This is a genomic window from Cellulomonas sp. Leaf334, assembly GCF_001424195.1.
Lineage (GTDB): Bacteria > Actinomycetota > Actinomycetes > Actinomycetales > Cellulomonadaceae > Cellulomonas.
The window spans coordinates 512,211-529,807 of sequence record NZ_LMOO01000005.1; the positions used below are offsets into that span (position 1 = coordinate 512,211).

A 17,597-nucleotide genomic window follows, 5' to 3' on the forward strand; every position below is an offset into this window, starting at 1 on the left:
CTGCGCCTCCGCCTCGGGTGCGTCCGGGCCGAGCGTGGGTGCGTCCTCACCCGAGGTCACACGGTGAACAGTCGGGAGGCCTGCGACTCGGCCTCGGCGTACGTGCGGGCCGCCGACTGCATGGCGGCGACGATCTGGGCGAGGGAGGCGTCGAGACGCGCCTCGGTGGCCGTCCAGTCGGCCAGCACGCCCGTGAACGCCGTGGCCGCCGCGCCCCGCCACGAGCCCTGCAGCTCGGCGAGCTGCCGGTGCATCGCGGCGACCTCGCTGCGGATCGTGCCTGCGCGCGCCTGGACGCTCGCCGCTGCCGTCGCGACCTGCGCACTGTCGACCTCGTACCTGCTCATGGGGACCTCCGTCGGTGAGGCCGGGCGGTCCCGGCTCCTGACCGACGACGGTAGGAGCGGCGACCGCCCGCCGGGGGCCCGACGTCAGCACCGGTGGACGCGCAGCGGAGAGGGCGAGCTGTGGGCGGCTCGACGGACACCGCCCGGAGCTGACCGACGGCCGCAGCCGAGCTCGTCAGTTGCGGCCGAGCTCGTCAGTTGCAGCCGAGCTCGGCGGTTGCAACAGACGAGTTCGACCCGGAGCGACGAGCTCGGCGTGAGCGTGAGCCTGAGCGTGAGCTCAGGTGCGGGCTGCGTTCGAGCCTTCCGCGTCCGCGCCGCGGGCCGGGGCCGCCGCAGCGGCCTCCGCGGCGGCGGCGTCGATCCCGCGGAGCTCCTTCTCCAGCCGCTGCAGCTCGCCGGACAGGTTCTGCCGCGCGGGCTCCTCCCACGCCGACCCGAGCGGGCTGACGAACAGGGACGGCCGGGCGAGGAGCTTGTGGATGATGCGGACGCGGGCGCGCACGTAGTCCTCGAGCGGCAGGTGCGCGTACTCGGTGCGGATGTCCTGCACGTACGCCTTGTACTTCTGCGGCTCGGTGGCGAGCATCGCGAGGTCGGCGTCGCACAGGACCGCGCAGTCGAAGTCCGAGGGGTTCGGGGCGTGCCGGACGAGGGCGACGACGAGGTCGTGCACCCGCTGGGCGCGGGCCTCGGGGACGCCGAGGGCGATCAGCTCGTCGTAGCCGAGGCGCGCGCTGGCGATCTCGTCCTCGCCGCCGCGGTTGGCGTACGCCTTGCGGTCGGCGGCGTCGAAGATCGCGCCGTGGTACCAGGCGGCGAGCCGCACGACGTCCGGCTGGTGGGTCTCCTCGACGAGCTCGTCGACGCGGACGAGCACGTCGACCAGGTGCTTCAGGTTGTGGAAGGAGCGCCCGGGCGAGCCCCACCGGTCCACGAGCGCCTGACCGGCGTCGCGGATCTGCTCGGTCGGGGCGGTGGCACCAGCCCCGACGGCGCTGCGCACGAATGCGGACAACAACCACTGCGGTGCGTCGTGGACGCCCATGGATCAGCCTTACTCCGACGGCAGGAACCCGCCATGTTAGCCCTCACACCTGAGGGTCGTGTGCCGGAACGGGGAGTGCGATCTGGACGGTCGTCCCACCGCCGGGAGTCTGCGCGAGACGCACCGTGCCGTCGTGCGCGTCGACGATCGCGGCGACGATCGCCATGCCCAGGCCCGCCCCGCCGGAGTCGCGACCGCGGCTGGCGTCGACCCGGTAGAACCGCTCGAACACCCGCGCTGCGTGCTCGGGGTCGATGCCGGGTCCGTGGTCGCGCACCTCGATCGCGCCCTCGCCGGACGGCAGGTGGCCGACGGCGATCTCGACGGGGGTGCCGGGCGGCGTGTGCTGCACGGCGTTCCCGACGAGGTTGGCCACCACCTGCCGCAGCCGCGGCTCCTCGCCGACGACGACGCACGGGGCCCCGTCGGCACCCTCCACGAGCGGGACCAGCCGGGTGGCCCGGGCGGGGTCGAGCGCGTGCAGGTCGCTGACCGCGTCGGCGGCGAGCACGGTGAGGTCGACGGGGCCGGTGCGCATCGGCCGGCCCTCGTCGAGGCGCGCGAGCGCGAGCAGGTCCTCGACGAGCGCGCCCATGCGGGTGGCGGACTGCTCGATGCGGCGCATGGTGTCGTCGACCTGGTCGGTCGTGGTCAGCGCGCCCATCCGGTACAGCTCGCCGTAGCCGCGGATGGTGGCCAAGGGGGTGCGGAGCTCGTGGGAGGCGTCGGCGACGAACCGGCGCATGCGGGCCTCGGACGCGGTCTGCGCACCGAAGGCCTTCTCGATCTGGGCGAGCATCCCGTTCAGCGCGGCGCTGAGCCGGCCGACCTCGGTGTGCTCGGAGGCGGCGGGGACGCGTCGGGAGAGGTCCCCGTCGGCGATCGCGGCGGCGGTGGTCTCGATCTCCCGCAGCGGCTTGAGCGAGCGACGGACCGCCCACGTCCCCGCGGCGGCGCCGAGGAGCAGGATGCCGAGCCCGCTCAGGAGCAGGACCACGCTCATGTGCCGCACGGTCCGGGCGATGTCGGCCAGCGGCAGCGCGATGACCGCGGTACCGACGGTGCCGTCGCGCATCGAGAAGTTGTAGGCGACGGCCCGCCACTGGGACCCCGGCTTCGTCGAGGAGACGGTGAAGGGCTCGCCGTGGCGGGCGCGCGCCTCGGCGATGCCGATGGTCGGGACCTCCGGCGTGCCGTACTGCGCCTCCGTCGTCTCCGACAGGACCGGGAGCTCGTCCCCGTCCACCGCGTACCGCAGGTAGTAGTCGCTCGGTGTGTACAGGGACCTGCCGGTGAGGTCGAGCTCGCTGAGCCGCTGCTCCGCGACCACCTTGCCCTCCGACTGCAGCTTCGCGTCGACCTGCGCCACCAGCGTCCCCTCCAGGAGCGCAGCGCTGGTGGCACCGGCGAGCACGAGGCCGACCGCCAGGAGCACGGTGACGATGCCGACGAGCCGGGACGCGAGCGTCGTTCCCGCCCACCAGTCGCGTGCGAGCCCGAACGCGCGCCGCCGAGGCGGAGCCGTCTCGACCTCAGCCGTCACGACGACTCGCGCAGCAGGTAGCCCACCCCGCGCTTGGTGTGGATGAGCGGCGGCAGGCGCCGGCCCTGGGCGTCGTCGAGCTGGTCGATCTTGCGCCGCAGGTACGAGATGTAGGACTCGACGATGTTCGCGTCGCCGCCCCAGTCGTACTGCCAGACGTGGTCGAGGATCTGCGACTTCGACAGGACCCGGCCGGGGTTGAGCATGAGGTAGCGCAGGAGCTTGAACTCGGTGGGGGACAGGTCGACGGGGTGGCCGCCGCGGACCACCTCGTGGGAGTCCTCGTCGAGCTCGAGGTCGGCGTACCGCAGCACGCTGCTGTCGTCGTCGAGCCCCGGCCGGGTGCGGCGCAGGACCGCGCGGATCCGGGCGACGACCTCCTCCAGGCTGAACGGCTTGGTGACGTAGTCGTCGCCGCCGACGGTCAGGCCCTGGACCTTGTCGGCGGTGTCGTCGCGTGCGGTGAGGAAGAGCACGGGGACGTGCTGGCCCTTCTCGCGCAGCCGCCGGGTGACGGTGAACCCGTCCATGTCGGGGAGCATCACGTCGAGCACCACGAGGTCCGGCTCGACCTCGCGGGCGAGGCGCAGCGCCGACCCTCCGTCGGCGGCGGCGTAGACCTCGAAGCCGGCGAAGCGCAGGGAGGTCGCCAGGAGCTCGCGGATGTTCGGCTCGTCGTCGACGACGAGCAGACGCGCCTCGGGCGTGCCGGACGGGTGGGAGGTCGACATGGGTCGAGTCTCCACCTGGAGACTGGGAGTTCGCTGGATGAATGCCGGACGGTCGGGCGGTTGTGACGCGCTCGCGTGACAGATTTCACCTGGCGGCAAACATGGACGACTGACCTGCAAGGTGACAGATCGGGCAGCCATTCCCTGTCGACGCACCTGCCGACGGGGGTACCGTCTCCGCGTGACCACCCCCCTGCACGGCGACCGTCGCCCGGTCGTCACCGTCATCCAGAGCTCTCCCGACGTCCCCCTCGACCGCTTCGGCGACTGGCTCGGCGACGTCGAGCTGCGCATCGTCGCGGCGTTCGCCGGTGAGAGCGTCCCCGTGGCGAGCGAGGTCGGCGACGGTCTCGTCGTCCTCGGCGGGCACATGTCGACCTACGACGACGCCACCGCACCGTGGCTCCCCGAGCTGCGCGCGCTGCTCGCCGACGCGAGCACCCAGGGCGTCCCCACGCTCGGCATCTGCCTCGGCGCCCAGCTGCTCGCCGCCGCGCGCGGCGGCCGCGTGCAGGTCGCGGCCCCTCCCGGGCGCGAGTCCGGGATCGTCGACGTGCGCTGGCGCCCCGAGGCCGCCGGTGACGCGGTCGTCGGTGCGGTCGCGGCGCTCTCGGACAGCCGCCACAGCACCCCGCAGCCCAGCATGCACGCGGACGCCGTCGTCGACCTGCCCCGCGGTGCGGTCTGGCTGGCGTCGTCGGCGATGTACCCGTACCAGGCGTTCCGCATCGGCTCGGCCTGGGGTGTGCAGTTCCACCCCGAGGCGGGCGCGGAGACGCTGCGCGGCTGGGCGGACAGCCACGACGACGGCTTCACCGACGCCGTGCTGGCCGCCTACGCCGCCCGCGAGGACGAGGTCGTGGCCGTGGGTCGCACGCTGGCCGAGTCGTTCGCCGCGCACGTCCGCGCGAAGGCCGACGAGCCCGAGGCCGTCTCCGTCTGAGCAGACAGCAGAGCGCCCGACCCCTGGGGGTCGGGCGCTCTGCTCATGTCACGCGGCGTCGTCGGCGGTGTCGAGCCCCAGGTCCTCCGCGTCGACGATCGAGTACGCGTACCCCTGCTCGGCCAGGAACCGCTGCCGGTGGGCGGCGAAGTCCTGGTCGACGGTGTCCCGTGCGACGACCGTGTAGAAGTGCGCGGTCCGCCCGTCGCCCTTGGGCCGCATGATGCGGCCGAGCCGCTGCGCCTCCTCCTGGCGTGACCCGAACGAGCCGGACACCTGGATGGCGACGGACGCCTCGGGCAGGTCGATGGAGAAGTTGGCGACCTTGCTGACGACGAGCTTGGTGATCTCGCCGGCCCGGAACGCGTCGAACAGCCGCTGCCGCTCGTGCACGGTGGTCTCGCCGGTGATGAGGTCCGCGTCCAGGTGCTCCGCGAGCGTGTGGAGCTGGTCGAGGTACTGGCCGATGACGAGCGTCGGGTCGCCCTCGTGCTTGGCGACGAGCTGCTCGACCACGCGGTTCTTGCCCTTCGCCGTGGCCGCCAACCGGTACCGCTCCTCCGGCTCGGCGGTCGCGTAGGCCATGCGGTCGGCGTCGGGCAGCGTGAGGCGGACCTCGACGCAGTCGGCGGGCGCGATGTAGCCCTGCGCCTCGATGTCCTTCCAGGGGGCGTCGAACCGCTTGGGGCCGATGAGGCTGAACACCTCGTCCTCGCGGCCGTCCTCGCGCACGAGCGTCGCGGTCAGGCCGAGCCGCCGGCGGGCCTGCAGGTCCGCGGTCATGCGGAAGATCGGCGCCGGGAGGAGGTGCACCTCGTCGTAGACCACGAGGCCCCAGTCGCGGGCGTCCAGCAGCTCGAGGTGCGTGTAGACGCCCTTCCGCTTCGTCGTGAGCACCTGGTACGTCGCGATGGTGACCGGGCGGATCTCCTTGCGCGCACCGGAGTACTCGCCGATCTCGTCCTCGGTCAGGGTGGTGCGCTTGACCAGCTCGTCGCGCCACTGCCGGGCGCTGACGGTGTTGGTGACCAGGATCAGGGTCGTCGTCGACGAGCGCGCCATCGCGCCCGCACCGACGAGCGTCTTGCCGGCACCGCAGGGGAGCACGACGACGCCCGAGCCGCCGTGGAAGAAGCCGTCGACGGCCTGCTGCTGGTACGGCCGCAGCGCCCAGCCGTCCTCGAGCAGGTCGATCTGGTGCGCCTCGCCGTTCACGTAGCCCGCGAGGTCCTCCGCGGGCCAGCCGAGCTTGAGCAGCACCTGCTTGAGGTGGCCGCGCTCAGACGGGTGGACGACGACGTCGGTCGCGTCGATGCGCGCGCCGAGCAGCCCGGCGGTGCGCTTGGAGCGGACCACCTCGACCAGGACCGCGGGGTCGAGGGCGTGCAGGATCAGGCCGTGCACCGGGTCCTGGATGAGCTGGAGGCGGCCGTAGCGGGACATCGTGTCGGCGACGTCGACGAGCAGGGCGTGCGGCACCGGGTAGCGCGAGTACTCGAGCAGGACGTCGACCACCTGCTCGGCGTCGTGCCCCGCGGCGCGCGCGTTCCACAGGCCCAGCGGCGTCAGGCGGTACGTGTGCACGTGCTCGGGGGCGCGCTCCAGCTCCGCGAACGGGGCGATCGCGCGACGGCAGGCCTCCGCCTGGTCGTGGTCGACCTCGAGCAGGAGCGTCTTGTCGCTCTGCACGATGAGGGGGCCGTTGGTCACGAAGTCTCCTGATGCTCGTCTGCCTGGGGTGAGTCTGCGATCGCGCGGGTGACCGTGGCTATCCGGTGCACCGCGACGGTCAGCTCGGACTCACGAGCGGTGTCGATGGCCCGCAGCCGGCCGCCCTCGACCCGCAGGGGTCGGAGCAGGCGCCGCTGCGGGACGCCGTGGGAGCCGACCAGCTCGACCCACACCTCGGCCTTCTCGGCAGCCGCCTCGCGCAGGAGCACCAACGCGTCGACGGGGTCGGCTGTTCCCGTGCCCGGCTCGGGTGCGCTGGGCGGGGCCGGGGCACGACGGGTCGGTGCGGGCAGGACCGTGCCCGGCACCCGCTCGGCCTCGTCGGCCTTGCGGTCCGCCTCCGCCCGCCGCAGCTGCGGGACGAGGGCGAGCAGACGGTCGTCGGTGAGCGTCTCCCGGGCGCTCGTCGGGGCCGTGTCCGAGGCTCGGCGGCGCGCTCCCGCGGTGGCGCGACGGCCCACGCGACGGATCGACGACACGACGTGCACGACCTGCCCGTCCGGACCTTCCGCGACGGGTGCCAGACCGTGGGCGCGCAGGGCCTCGACGAGCTCCCGGGCCGGCGCCTGGGACGCCAGGACGGTCGGCGCGAGCCGGACCAGGCCGAGCGCAGCCAGCCGCGGGTCCTCGGCGAGCCCTGCGAGCAGGGACGGGTCGTCGGCCCGGACGTAGCCCGACGCCGACCCGACGCGCAGCCGACCGTGGCGACGTGCGGCGTCGCGGACCAGGTACTCGAGCGGCTGCGGCACGCCCGCCCGGCTGTGGGTGGCCAGCTCGGCGAGCAGCCCGTCGGCGGTCGACCCGGCGTCCAGGGCGCGACGGACCGACTCCGGCGTGAACCGGACGGTGAGCGCGCCGCCGCGGGACTCGACGTGGGCCGTCCGGTCCAGGAGGTCCTCCAGGTCGGGGCTGGGCCGGCCGGGCACGACGCCGGTCAGGTCGCCCTGCAGGAGGATCTCGTCGACGGCCGGGGGCAGGGCCGCGGCGAGCGCGTCCGCCGGGTCTGCGGCGCCGACCAGGGGAGCGGTCTCCGTGAGCAGGGCACGGCCCGCGTCGGACAGTGCACCGGCGCCGAGGATGCCCAGGCGGCCGGCCTCGATGAGCATCGCCTGGACCGCGGCGGGCGGTGGCACGGACCGCGGGGACCGCCAGCGCAGCACGGCGAGCACGTGCGCGGGGTCCAGTGCGGTGCCCGGCGGGGTGTCGGCGAGCACGTCGAGCACCGCCCGTCGCAGGCGAGGTGCCCAGGTGCGCTGCAGCTCGGGGTCGAGGGCCGCCCGCACGCCACCGCGGTCGTCGCGGCTGCCGACGAGCCACGGGGTCCGCACGGTCGAGCGCCACGTGCGGGCCAGCGCCGCCCAGCGGTCGGGCACGTCGCGCACCGCCCACTCGTCGACGGCGACCGTCGGGGCGAACGACGGGTTGTCCTCGCCGTCGTCCGCGACGAACGCCGCCGCGCCCGCGAGCTCGATGACGAACGCGGCCTCGGCCTCGTCGGTGTCCAACGCGCTCGCCACGCGCCGCAGCTCGCGCACGCCCAGGCCGCCGCCGCGCAGGACACCGGGCGGGGTCTGCTCCCAGAGCCGGACCAGCCGGGCGACGAGGAGCACGATGCGCTCGCCCGCGGCGGCCGACTCCGCGGCGACCAGGGCGTGGTTGCGGTGCGGGACGCCGTCCGGGAGCGGCGGCGGGAACGCCGGGGCGGCGTGGGTGCGGCCACCGCGCAGCGCCAGGGCGACCGCGCGGGGCAGGACCACGTGGCGCGAGTCCCCGGGCAGGAGCAGGTGGCGACGGACCAGCCAGTCGACGGCCGCGGCCGCCGCGGTGCTGTTGGAGGGAGCGAGCCCGACGGGCGGACCCCACAGGAGGGCGTCCAGGACCGGGCGCGCTCCGGCGGGGGCGGTCGCGAGGAGCGTCGGCAGGTCGTCGAGGTCGACCGGCTCCGGCGGGGTGCCGCGGCGGATGCCCGCGTCGGTCGACGCCAGGCCCGCCGGGTAGGGGCCGAGGATCTCGGCGAGGCCCGGCGACGGCTGGAGCGGGGCGTCGGCGGCGTCGGAGTCCGGGTAGACGAGCGTGCCGACGACCGCCAGTCGCAGGGCCCGCTCGACCAGCTCGACGCCGGCTGCGTCGGTCGCGCCGACGGCTGCGGGGAGGTCCGCCGCGGTGACCGGGCCCGGGTCGGACAGGGCCACGACCGCCTCGAGCACCTGGAGCACGCTCGCGTCGACACCCGCGAGCGCGCGTTCGAGGCTGGACCTGCTGGTCGCGCGCACGGCGAGCGACGACAGGGTCGCGGGCGACGGCGACGCGAGGTCCGGTCGGCTGCGCAGGAGCGCGACGAGCTCGTCGTCGCTCCGTTCGCGCAGGTAACCGGTGAACGTGGGCATCCGCACAACCTTACGCGGCGCAGGACGCACGCGGGGGAGTTGGCTACCCGTCGGTAACGCGCTGGCTCTGGCACGCTCGACGGGAGCACCCGCCCTCACCTCGGAGGTCAGCCGCGTGACCATCTCCCCTGACACCCTCGCCGCCCTGCGGTCCGACGCCGCCGCCCAGCTCCCCTCGCTCGTCGAGCTGCGCAGAGCCCTGCACCGCACCCCGGAGATCGGCCTGGACCTGCCCACCACCCAGCAGCTCGTCCTCGACGCGATCGCGCTCCTCGGCCTCGAGGTCAGCACCGGCTCCGGGCTCAGCTCGGTGGTCGCCGTGCTGCGCGGCGGTCGGCCCGGGCCCGCCGTCCTGCTGCGCGGGGACATGGACGCCCTGCCCGTCTCCGAGGACTCCGGCGAGCCGTTCACGTCGGAGCGCGACGGGGTCATGCACGCGTGCGGCCACGACCTGCACGTCGCCGGCCTCGTCGGCGCCGCGCGGCTGCTGGCCGACCGTCGCGACCAGCTCGCGGGCGACGTCGTCCTGATGTTCCAGCCGGGCGAGGAGGGCGACCACGGCGCACGCCTGATGATCGAGGAGGGCGTCCTCGACGCGGCCGGCTCGCGCGTCGTCGCCGCGTACGCCCTGCACGTGGTGTCGGCCGTCCAGCCGGCCGGTCTCGTCGCGTCCCGACCCGGGACGATGCTGGCCGCCGCCGACTCGGTCGTCGTCACCGTGCACGGCCGCGGCGGGCACGGGTCGATGCCGCACCTCGCGGCCGACCCGGTACCGGTCGCCGCGGAGATCGTCCTCGCGCTGCAGGCGATGGTCACGCGGCAGTTCGACGTCTTCGACCCGGTCGTCGTGACCGTCGGCAAGATCGCGGCCGGCACGACGCACAACGTCATCGGCTCGACCGCGGTGCTGGAGGCGACCGTCCGCTCGTTCTCCGACGCGACCCACGCGGTCGTCCCCGAGCGGCTGACGCGCGTCGTCGAGGGCATCGCCGCGGCCCACGGCCTGACCGCGACGGTCGACTACCGGCGCGGCTACCCGGTCACGACGAACGCCCCCGCCGAGGTGGACCGCGTGTCCGGCCTGGTCCGGGGGATGTTCGGCGAGCACGCCTACGTGACCGCGCCGCAGCCGATGTCCGGCGCGGAGGACTTCTCCTACGTGCTCCAGGAGGTGCCCGGTGTGTACGTCGGGCTCGGCGCGACCCCGGTCGGGGAGGACCCCGCGACCGCCCCCTTCAACCACTCGGCGCAGGCCCGCTTCGCGGAGGAGTCGCTCGCGGTGGGACCGGCGGTGCTCGCCGCGCTGGCGATGGACCGGCTGGCGGAGGGCGTCTAGGCGAGTGCCGGCTCAGGCCGTCGCGCAGGACACGCACGTCGTCGCCGTTGGACGTGCCTCCAGCCGCCCCGCCGCGATCGGCCGGCCGCACCGGGCGCAGACCCCGTAGGTGCCGTCGTCGATCCGCTGCAACGCCTCGTCGACGGACTCCAGCCGCGCGACCGCGTCCCGCACCAGGGCGTCCACCTGCGCCCGCTCGAACGCGATGGTCGCGCCCTCGGGGTCGTGCTCGTCGTCGGCGTTGCTGTCCCGGGACGCGTCGACGACCGCGTCGTGCTCACCGCGCAGGGCGGCCAGGCGCTCGAGGGTCACGGAGCGGAGCTCGGCGAGCCTCGCGCGGGCGTCGTCGTCGGCGGTCGTCACCCGCACCACAGTGCACCCGCCCGCGGGCCTTGTGCGAGGACGGGGATTTTCGCGAGCCGTGGCCGGTAACCTGGTGGCCAGTACGTCTTCTTCTCATGAACGGGGTTCACCGTGCCTACCGGCAAGGTCAAGTGGTTCGACACCGAGCGCGGCTTCGGGTTCATCGCCGGCGACGACGGCGGCGAGGTCTTCCTGCACGCGTCGGCGCTCCCGGAAGGTGTCAACGCGCCGAAGCCCGGCGCCAAGGTCGACTACGGCGTCGCCGACGGTCGGCGCGGTCCGCAGGCCCTGTCGGTCAAGCTGCTGGACCCCGTGCCCTCTGTCGCGAAGGCGGCACGCAAGCCCGCCGACGACATGGCCGTCATCATCGAGGACCTCATCAAGGTCCTCGACCGCGTCGGCAACGACCTGCGTCGTGGCCGCTACCCCGAGAAGGCCCGTGGGGTGCAGTACGCCGCCCTGCTGCGAGCCGTCGCGGACGACATCGAGGCCTGAGCATGCCTGCAGCAACGAAGGACGCGGTCCTCGGATCGGCCGTCGACCTCGCCCGTGAGGTCGCGATCGGCCTGGCCGAGGACCCCTCCGACGTCGGCGAGTACCTCGGTCTCGTCGTCGAGGGGGAGCGGCTGGTGTCCCACCGGTTCGCCTCCGCCGCCCGCGGCTACCGCGGCTGGGAGTGGACCGTCACGGTCGCCCGCGTGCCGCGCGGCCGCACCGCCACCGTCTGCGAGGCCGAGCTGCTGCCCGGTCCCGACGCGGTGCTCGGCCAGGCCTGGCTGCCGTGGTCGGAGCGCATCCGGCCCGGCGACATCGGTCCCGGCGACGTCCTGCCGTTCAAGGCCGACGACCCGCGGCTCGAGCCCGGCTGGACCCCGACCGGGGACCCCGAGCTGGACGACGTCGCGATCGACGAGCTCGCCCTGGCCCGGGTGCGGGTGCTGTCGCCAGAGGGTCGCGACGAGGCCGCCGAGCGCTGGTACCGCGGCCCGCACGGCCCGACGAGCGCCGGTTCGCTCGCGTCGGCCGCCGCGTGCGGCAGCTGCGGGTTCCTGGTGCCGCTGCAGGGGTCGCTCGGCCAGGTCTTCGGCGTCTGCACCAACCAGTGGTCGCCCGACGACGGCGTCGTCGTCAGCGTCGACCACGGCTGCGGCGCCCACTCGGAGACCGCCGCGGAGGCGCCGCCGACCGACTGGCCCGCCCCCGACCCGCTGATCGACGAGCTCAGCCTGGAGCTGGTCCAGCTGGCCCCGTCCGCCACGGAGGCCCAGCCGGAGACGGCGGCGGCCGACGATGCTCCCACGGACGAGGTCGTGACGGACGAGGTCGCGACGGACGAGGTCGTGACGGACGAGGTCGCGACGGACGAGATTGCGACGGACGAGGTCGCGACGGACGAGGTCGCCGCGGTCGACGTCGTGCCCGTCGAGGTCTCCGACGGGCCGGACCCGCAGGACCCGACGAACATCCCCGGCGACGCCTTCCCCGCCGACTCCGCGGACGAGCAGGCCGCCCGCCCCGACCCGGAGCCGTGACCGCCGACGCCTTCGGGACGGCCGCCCTGCGCGCGGCCGTCCTGGGGGCGTGGCGGGTCTCCCCGGCGAGGCTGCGGGAGGACGCCAACACGGAGGAGGACCACGCCCGCGGCTACTACCGCGACCGCGTGGTCGTCGAGCTCGCCCAGAACGCCGCGGACGCGGCGACGCGTGCCGGTGTGCCGGGTCGGCTGCTCCTGCGGCTGGCGCGCACGGACGGCGACCGGCTGGTCCTGGTCGCCGCGAACACGGGTGCGCCCCTGGACGCGGACGGCGTCTCGTCGCTGGTGTCGATGCGGGCGTCGGCCAAGCGGGACGACGCCCGGGCGGTCGGCCGGTTCGGGGTGGGGTTCGCCGCGGTGCGGTCGGTGTCCGACGAGATCTCCGTGCTGTCCACGACGGGCGGGCTGCGGTTCAGCGTGGCCGACGCGGCCGAGCTGCTCGCGGAGGCGTCCCAGGACAACCCGGCGCTCGCGGACGAGGTGCGTCGCCGCGACCGTTCGCTGCCGGCGCTCCGGCTCCCGTTCGCGGCGGAGGGCACCCCGCCGACCGGGTACGACACGGCGGTCGTCCTGGAGCTGCGCGACGAGGTCGCCGCCGACGAGGTCCGCTCGCTCCTGCACGACGTGGGCGACCCGTTGCTCCTGGCCCTGCCGGGTCTCGTGGAGATCGTGGTCGACGACGACACCGGACCGCTCCGGCGGCTGGCGGACGTCGCGGAACGGTGGACGGTCGCGACCGGCGAGGGCGAGCTGCCGCTGGCCCTGATGGCGGACCGACCCGTCGAGGAACGTTCGGCACGGGCGTGGCGGGTCACGTGGGCGCTCCCGCGCGACGGCGAGGCGCTCGCCCGGGCGGAGCAGGTGGTGCACGCGCCGACGCCGACCGACGAGCCGTGCACGGTGCCGGCCCTGCTCGTCGCGACGTTCCCCCTGGACCCGTCGCGCCGGCACGTCGCGCCGGGCGCCCTCACCGAGGCGGTGCTGGACCATGCCGCCGACGTCTACGCCCGGCTCGCGCACGGCCGCGCGGCCGCCGGGCACGACGCCCTCGCGCTCGTGCCGACAGGGCTCGCCGCGGGTGCCCTCGACGCGGCGCTGCGGGACCGCATCGTCGACCGCCTGACCCGCACGCCGCTGCTCGTCCCGGCGGCGCCCGTGGACGGCGCGGCTCTGGTCGTGCCGGAGCGGTCCGTGGCTCTGGCGGGCTCGTCGGTGCACGACCCGGGCGCGCTGGCGGCGCTGGGCCGACGGGTCGCGGCGCTGGTGGTGCTGCCGACGGGGCGTGAGTCGCAGGCGCGGGCGCTCGGGGTGGAGATCCGGTCGTTGGCGGACGTCGTCGAGGACCTGCCGGCCGCGAGCGACGGCGGCTGGGTCGAGCTCTACGACGCCCTGGCGCTGCTCGCCGACGACCCGCAGTCGCGCGAGGCGCTGGGTGCCGTCCCGGTGCCGCTGGCCGACGGTCGGGTGGTGCGGGGCGCGCGCGGCACCGTCGTGCTGGACGCCGACCTCGCGGACCGCCTCGGTGAGCGGTCGCTGGAGGCACTGGGTCGCTGGGGGGTCCGCGTGGTCGACCCCGCGGCGGCGCACCCCGTGCTGGAGCGGCTGGGCGCGCAGGCCCCCGACGCGGTCGGTCTGCTCACCCTCGACGCGGTCCGACGCGCCGTCGTCGACCTCGCCGACGACGAGAGCGAGTCCGACGACGTCGTCGCCACGGTGCTGGCCCTCGTCGGGGCCGCGGACGGCGCGACCCTGCCGAGCGAGGCCCTGCCGTGGCTCGGCCTCCTCCCGCTCCCGGCCGCGGACGGCGACCGGACGCCCGCGGACAGCCTCGTCCTGCCCGGTTCGCCCGCGGCGCAGCTGCTCGACGACCGGGTGCTGGGCACGGTGTCGGCGGACGCGGTGGACCGCTGGGGCGCACAGACCCTGACCTCGGTCGGCGTCCGCGCCGACCTGGTGCTGGTCCACGTCCCCGACGTCCTGGCGGACCCAGCCTCGGTGCGCGACGGCGGGACGGACTCGGCGACACTGGCCGCGCAGTCGCTGGACGGCTGGGACGACTACCTCCTCCACCTGGGGGAACGCCTCGGCAGGGGCGCGTACGTGGGGGAGGCGGTCGCGGTCGCGGACCTGGACGCGGTCGACCCGGAGGCGTGGCCGAGGGTGCTCGGCCGCATCGCGGGGGAGCCGGCGCTGCGGCGCGCCCTCGTCGACCCGGTGCGCGGTGAGTCGTCGGCAGCCGCGCCGTCGTACACGTCGTGGTGGCTGCGCGAGCGGTCGGAGCTGGGCCTCGGGCGCCCGTTCGCCGTCGGGGACCGGCTCGGCGCCCTCCTGCCCGCCGCACCGGAGGCGGTCGCGCACCTGGACGCCGCGGTGCAGCGGGCGCTCGGCGGCGTGGCCGCGCTGGAGGAGCTCGACGGCGCGGGCTGGACGCAGCTGCTCGACGCGTGGGGTCCCGTCGGGGTGTCGGTCGACCTGGGGCTCGCCGTCGCCGTGTGGCGGTCGATGGCCCCCGACGAGCCTCCCGAGCGGCTGCCCGCGGTCGTCGGGCCCGGTCGGGTGGCCGTCGTGCACGCCGAGGACGCCGCCGTCGCCGACCACCCGATGTGGTACCAGCGCACCGACGTGGCCGCCCTGGTGCCGGGCACGGAAGCGACCGCCGCCCTCCTCGACCTGCCGTTCGCCGGCGACCTGGCGGACGGCGACGTGTCTGCGGGCGGCGAGGTCGGCGACGTCCCCGCGGGCGTGCGTGCGCTGCTCCCGGACGCGCCGGGCACGTGGGTGCAGCACGACGACCTCACCGTGGACGGCGCCCCGGTCGACTGGTGGGTCGAGGACTCCGTCGTCCACGCGGTCCACCTCGCGGGCCTCGCCGCGGGTCTCGCGCAGGCGGCCGGCCGGTGGGACCTGCGCTACGCGGTCGAGGTCCTGCTCACGGATCCGGACCGGGCCGGGGAGATCGCTCTGGACGTCGTCGAGGGGGGTCGACCCGACGGCCGACTGTCCGATCTGTCCGGAACCCGATAGCGTCCCGGTCGTGCCCCCGCTCCCCGTCGCCCCGGAAACCCGCCGGAGCCGGCGAGCCCGACGGGTCTCGAAGCCGAAGCGGCACCGGGTCCGCACGGTGTCCCTCGCACTGGTGAGCACGTTCGCCCTCGTGGCGGTGGGGTTCGCCCTGAACCCCACGGGCGACCCGTCCCACATCCCTGACGTCTTCGAGCTGGCCGCCCCGCGCGACGGCGCCGTGGTGTCCCGGTCGGGTGACCGCGCACCGGATCCCACCACGGCAGCGCCGACCACTGCGGAGACGCCGACGGCCACCCCAGAACCGGAACCAGAACCAGAGCCGGAGCCGGAGCCGGAACCCGAACCGGCCCCTGAACCCGCCCCTCAGCCGGTGCCCGCAGCGCCGACGCTGGTCGAGGAGATCGTCACGCGCACCAACGAGGAACGGGCTGCGGCCGGCCTGCCCGCCCTGGCCGTCTCGGAGTGCGCGGCGCAGCAGGCGGTGGCCCGCACGGCGCTGCTCGTCGCCGAGAACCGGTTCGAGCACGACCCGCTGGAGCCCATCCTCGAGGCGTGCGCCGCCCGGGCCGTGGGGGAGAACCTCGCCCTCGGCTACCCGACGGCGCGCGCGGTCGTCGCGGGCTGGATGGGGTCCGACGGCCACCGCGCCAACATCCTCAACGACAGGTACACGCAGATCGGCGTCGGCTGCACGGACGGCCCGCGGGGCCTCCTGTGCGCGCAGGTGTTCGTGGCCTGAGCGGTCCGAGCCGAGCGCGTCAGCGTCGGCGCGCGGTGTTCCGACGGGCCCACAGCACGCCGAGCAGCCCGAGGACGACCCCGGTCGCGCACACCCACGCGGGCATCCACGACGCGTCGCCGCTGCCCGCCAGCACCACGGCCACCACGAACGCGACCCCCCAGACGGCCGTGCCGACGAGCATCACCCGTCCCAGGTCGACGTCCACGGGGGGTGGCGGGGTCCGGGTCGGGTGCAGCAGGCGGGCGATCAACGAGGGCACCGGCAGAGCCTAGTTGTACCCGGCGGGCTGCCGTCCGCCGCCGGAAACATGGGTCTGCAACACTGCGCGCATGTCTACGACCCCCACTGCGCAGACGGACCGTCCTGCGCCTCCGACGAACGCTGTCGACCGCTGGTTCAAGATCACCGAGCGCGGCTCGACCATCGGTACCGAGATCCGCGGTGGTCTCGTCACCTTCTTCACGATGAGCTACATCATCGTGCTCAACCCCCTGATCATCGGCACGGTCCGCTCCGGGGACGGCCAGTTCCTCGGCGGCGGCGACGCCCCCGACCTGACGGCGGTCGCGGCCACCACGGCGCTCGTCGCCGGCGTGCTCACGATCCTCATGGGCGTCGTCGCCAACTTCCCGCTGGCGCTCGCCGCGGGGCTCGGCCTCAACGCCGTCGTCGCCTACTCGATCGCGGCGCTGCCGAACATGTCCTGGCAGGACGCCATGGGCATCGTCGTGCTCGAGGGGCTGATCATCCTGGTCCTCGTGCTCACCGGGTTCCGGGCGGCGGTGTTCCGTGCGGTCCCCGTGGAGATCAAGACGGCGATCAGCGTCGGCATCGGCCTGTTCATCGCGTTCATCGGCCTCGTCGACGCAGGTTTCGTGCGGATCCCCGCGAGCATGGCCGTCCCCGTGGAGCTCGGCATCGCCGGGTCGCTGGGCAGCTGGCCGCTGCTGGTGTTCGTGTTCGGGCTGCTCCTGGCGATCGTCCTCATGGTCCGCAAGGTCAAGGGCGCCATCCTCATCGCGATCGTCTCCGCGACGGTGCTGGCGTTCGTCATCGAGCTCGTCGGCAACATCGGGCCGCAGAAGGACGAGACCGGTGCCGTCGTCAACCCGGGCGGCTGGGCGCTGGGCAACCCGCACTGGCCGGACGGCGGGATCATCGCGACGCCCGACTTCTCGCTGGTCGGTCAGTTCTCCCTCTTCGGCTCCATCGAGTCCATCGGGATCGTCGCCGTCCTGCTGCTCGTGTTCTCGCTCCTGCTCGCCGACTTCTTCGACACGATGGGCACGATGGTCGCCGTCGGCAGCGAGGCGAAGCTGCTCGACAAGGACGGCAACCCGATCGGCACCCAGAAGATCCTCGTCGTCGACTCCATCGCGGCGGCCGCCGGTGGCGCCGGCAGCGTCTCCTCGAACACCAGCTACATCGAGTCCGCGGCGGGCGTCGGTGACGGTGCGCGCACCGGACTGGCCTCCGTCGTCACCGGTATCGCGTTCCTGCTGGCCACGTTCCTGGCGCCGCTGGTCTCCATGGTCCCGTTCGAGGCGGCCACCCCGGCGCTCGTCGTCGTCGGCTTCCTCATGGTCACGCAGATCACGGGCATCGACTGGAGGAACTGGGAGCTCGCCATCCCGGCGTTCCTCACGATCGTCCTGATGCCGTTCACCTACTCGATCACCGCGGGCATCGGCGCGGGCATCATCACGTTCGTCGTCATCAAGCTGTCCCTCGGCAAGATCCGCGAGATCCATGCGTTCATGTGGGTGGCGTCGGCGATGTTCGTCGTCTACTTCCTCATCGGCCCCATCAAGAGCGTGCTCGGGGTCTGACCCCACGCACGACGGAGGCCGGGTCCCGACGGGGCCCGG

At 74.5% G+C, this 17,597-nt stretch carries 15 protein-coding genes; 7 read left to right on the forward strand and 8 right to left on the reverse strand.

The genetic code is table 11. The features are described from left to right. Positions 1-56 precede the first annotated feature (56 nt). The 4 genes from ASF78_RS12795 to ASF78_RS12810 all read right to left on the reverse strand — a co-directional run bounded on the left by ASF78_RS12795 (position 57) and on the right by ASF78_RS12810 (position 3,669). Positions 57-347 carry a WXG100 family type VII secretion target gene (locus tag ASF78_RS12795; protein WP_056589779.1) on the reverse strand — a complete coding sequence of 97 codons (291 nt, stop codon included), beginning with the start codon at positions 345-347 and terminating at the stop codon, positions 57-59. 280 nt (positions 348-627) lie between these two features. Beyond that, complete coding sequence (locus tag ASF78_RS12800) at positions 628-1,395, reverse strand: hypothetical protein (protein WP_056589782.1); 768 nt, start codon at positions 1,393-1,395, stop codon at positions 628-630. Positions 1,396-1,438: 43 nt separating this feature from the next. After that, positions 1,439-2,938, reverse strand: a complete 1,500-nt coding sequence (locus ASF78_RS12805) for a cell wall metabolism sensor histidine kinase WalK (protein WP_056589785.1) — start codon at positions 2,936-2,938, stop codon at positions 1,439-1,441. Then, positions 2,935-3,669, reverse strand: coding sequence for a response regulator transcription factor (locus ASF78_RS12810; RefSeq protein ID WP_056589788.1), 735 nt, complete (start codon positions 3,667-3,669; stop codon positions 2,935-2,937). The genes ASF78_RS12805 and ASF78_RS12810 overlap by 4 nt, the downstream gene beginning before the upstream one ends. A gap of 181 nt (positions 3,670-3,850) precedes the next feature. Between ASF78_RS12810 and ASF78_RS12815 the strand changes: the two genes are divergently transcribed. Then, positions 3,851-4,612 carry a type 1 glutamine amidotransferase gene (locus tag ASF78_RS12815; protein ID WP_082495024.1) on the forward strand — a complete coding sequence of 254 codons (762 nt, stop codon included), beginning with the start codon at positions 3,851-3,853 and terminating at the stop codon, positions 4,610-4,612. Positions 4,613-4,660: 48 nt separating this feature from the next. Here the strand turns inward: ASF78_RS12815 and ASF78_RS12820 are convergent, their stop codons facing one another. Together ASF78_RS12820 and ASF78_RS12825 are read right to left on the reverse strand one after the other, a co-directional pair. Beyond that, positions 4,661-6,322 (reverse strand): DNA repair helicase XPB, encoded by a 1,662-nt coding sequence (locus ASF78_RS12820; RefSeq protein ID WP_056589792.1) that lies wholly within the window; start codon positions 6,320-6,322, stop codon positions 4,661-4,663. Further along, a complete protein-coding gene (locus ASF78_RS12825) occupies positions 6,319-8,730 on the reverse strand; it encodes a helicase-associated domain-containing protein (protein WP_056589795.1) in 2,412 nt (803 codons plus the stop codon). The genes ASF78_RS12820 and ASF78_RS12825 overlap by 4 nt, the downstream gene beginning before the upstream one ends. A 115-nt stretch (positions 8,731-8,845) precedes the next feature. On the opposite strand from ASF78_RS12825, the gene ASF78_RS12830 reads away from it, so the two are divergent. Next, on the forward strand, positions 8,846-10,066 hold the full coding sequence (locus ASF78_RS12830) for a M20 family metallopeptidase (RefSeq protein ID WP_369816330.1): 1,221 nt from the start codon (positions 8,846-8,848) through the stop codon (positions 10,064-10,066). 12 nt (positions 10,067-10,078) lie between these two features. On the opposite strand, the gene ASF78_RS12835 is transcribed toward ASF78_RS12830, so the two are convergent. Further along, entirely contained in the window at positions 10,079-10,429 is a 351-nt protein-coding gene (locus ASF78_RS12835; protein ID WP_056590873.1) for a TraR/DksA C4-type zinc finger protein, read from the reverse strand. Between the two features lie 111 nt (positions 10,430-10,540). Here ASF78_RS12835 and ASF78_RS12840 point away from each other — a divergent pair, with 111 nt between their 5' ends. The 4 genes from ASF78_RS12840 to ASF78_RS12855 all read left to right on the forward strand — a co-directional run bounded on the left by ASF78_RS12840 (position 10,541) and on the right by ASF78_RS12855 (position 15,726). Next, complete coding sequence (locus ASF78_RS12840; RefSeq protein WP_056019542.1) at positions 10,541-10,924, forward strand: cold-shock protein; 384 nt, start codon at positions 10,541-10,543, stop codon at positions 10,922-10,924. A gap of 2 nt (positions 10,925-10,926) precedes the next feature. Then, the gene (locus tag ASF78_RS12845) at positions 10,927-11,961 is read left to right on the forward strand and encodes a DUF3027 domain-containing protein (RefSeq protein WP_056589799.1); all 1,035 of its coding nucleotides are present in this window, start codon (positions 10,927-10,929) and stop codon (positions 11,959-11,961) included. Next, positions 11,958-14,987: an ATP-binding protein gene (locus tag ASF78_RS12850; protein ID WP_056589802.1), complete on the forward strand. Its 3,030-nt coding sequence runs from the start codon at positions 11,958-11,960 to the stop codon at positions 14,985-14,987. Before ASF78_RS12845 ends, ASF78_RS12850 begins: the two co-directional genes overlap by 4 nt. Before the next feature lie 97 nt (positions 14,988-15,084). After that, on the forward strand, positions 15,085-15,726 hold the full coding sequence (locus ASF78_RS12855; protein WP_056589806.1) for a CAP domain-containing protein: 642 nt from the start codon (positions 15,085-15,087) through the stop codon (positions 15,724-15,726). Between the two features lie 19 nt (positions 15,727-15,745). Here the strand turns inward: ASF78_RS12855 and ASF78_RS12860 are convergent, their stop codons facing one another. Continuing rightward, the gene (locus ASF78_RS12860) at positions 15,746-15,988 is read right to left on the reverse strand and encodes a DUF2530 domain-containing protein (RefSeq protein WP_082495025.1); all 243 of its coding nucleotides are present in this window, start codon (positions 15,986-15,988) and stop codon (positions 15,746-15,748) included. 70 nt (positions 15,989-16,058) lie between these two features. Here ASF78_RS12860 and ASF78_RS12865 point away from each other — a divergent pair, with 70 nt between their 5' ends. Next, entirely contained in the window at positions 16,059-17,558 is a 1,500-nt protein-coding gene (locus tag ASF78_RS12865; RefSeq protein ID WP_056589808.1) for an NCS2 family permease, read from the forward strand. Positions 17,559-17,597: the final 39 nt, after the last annotated feature.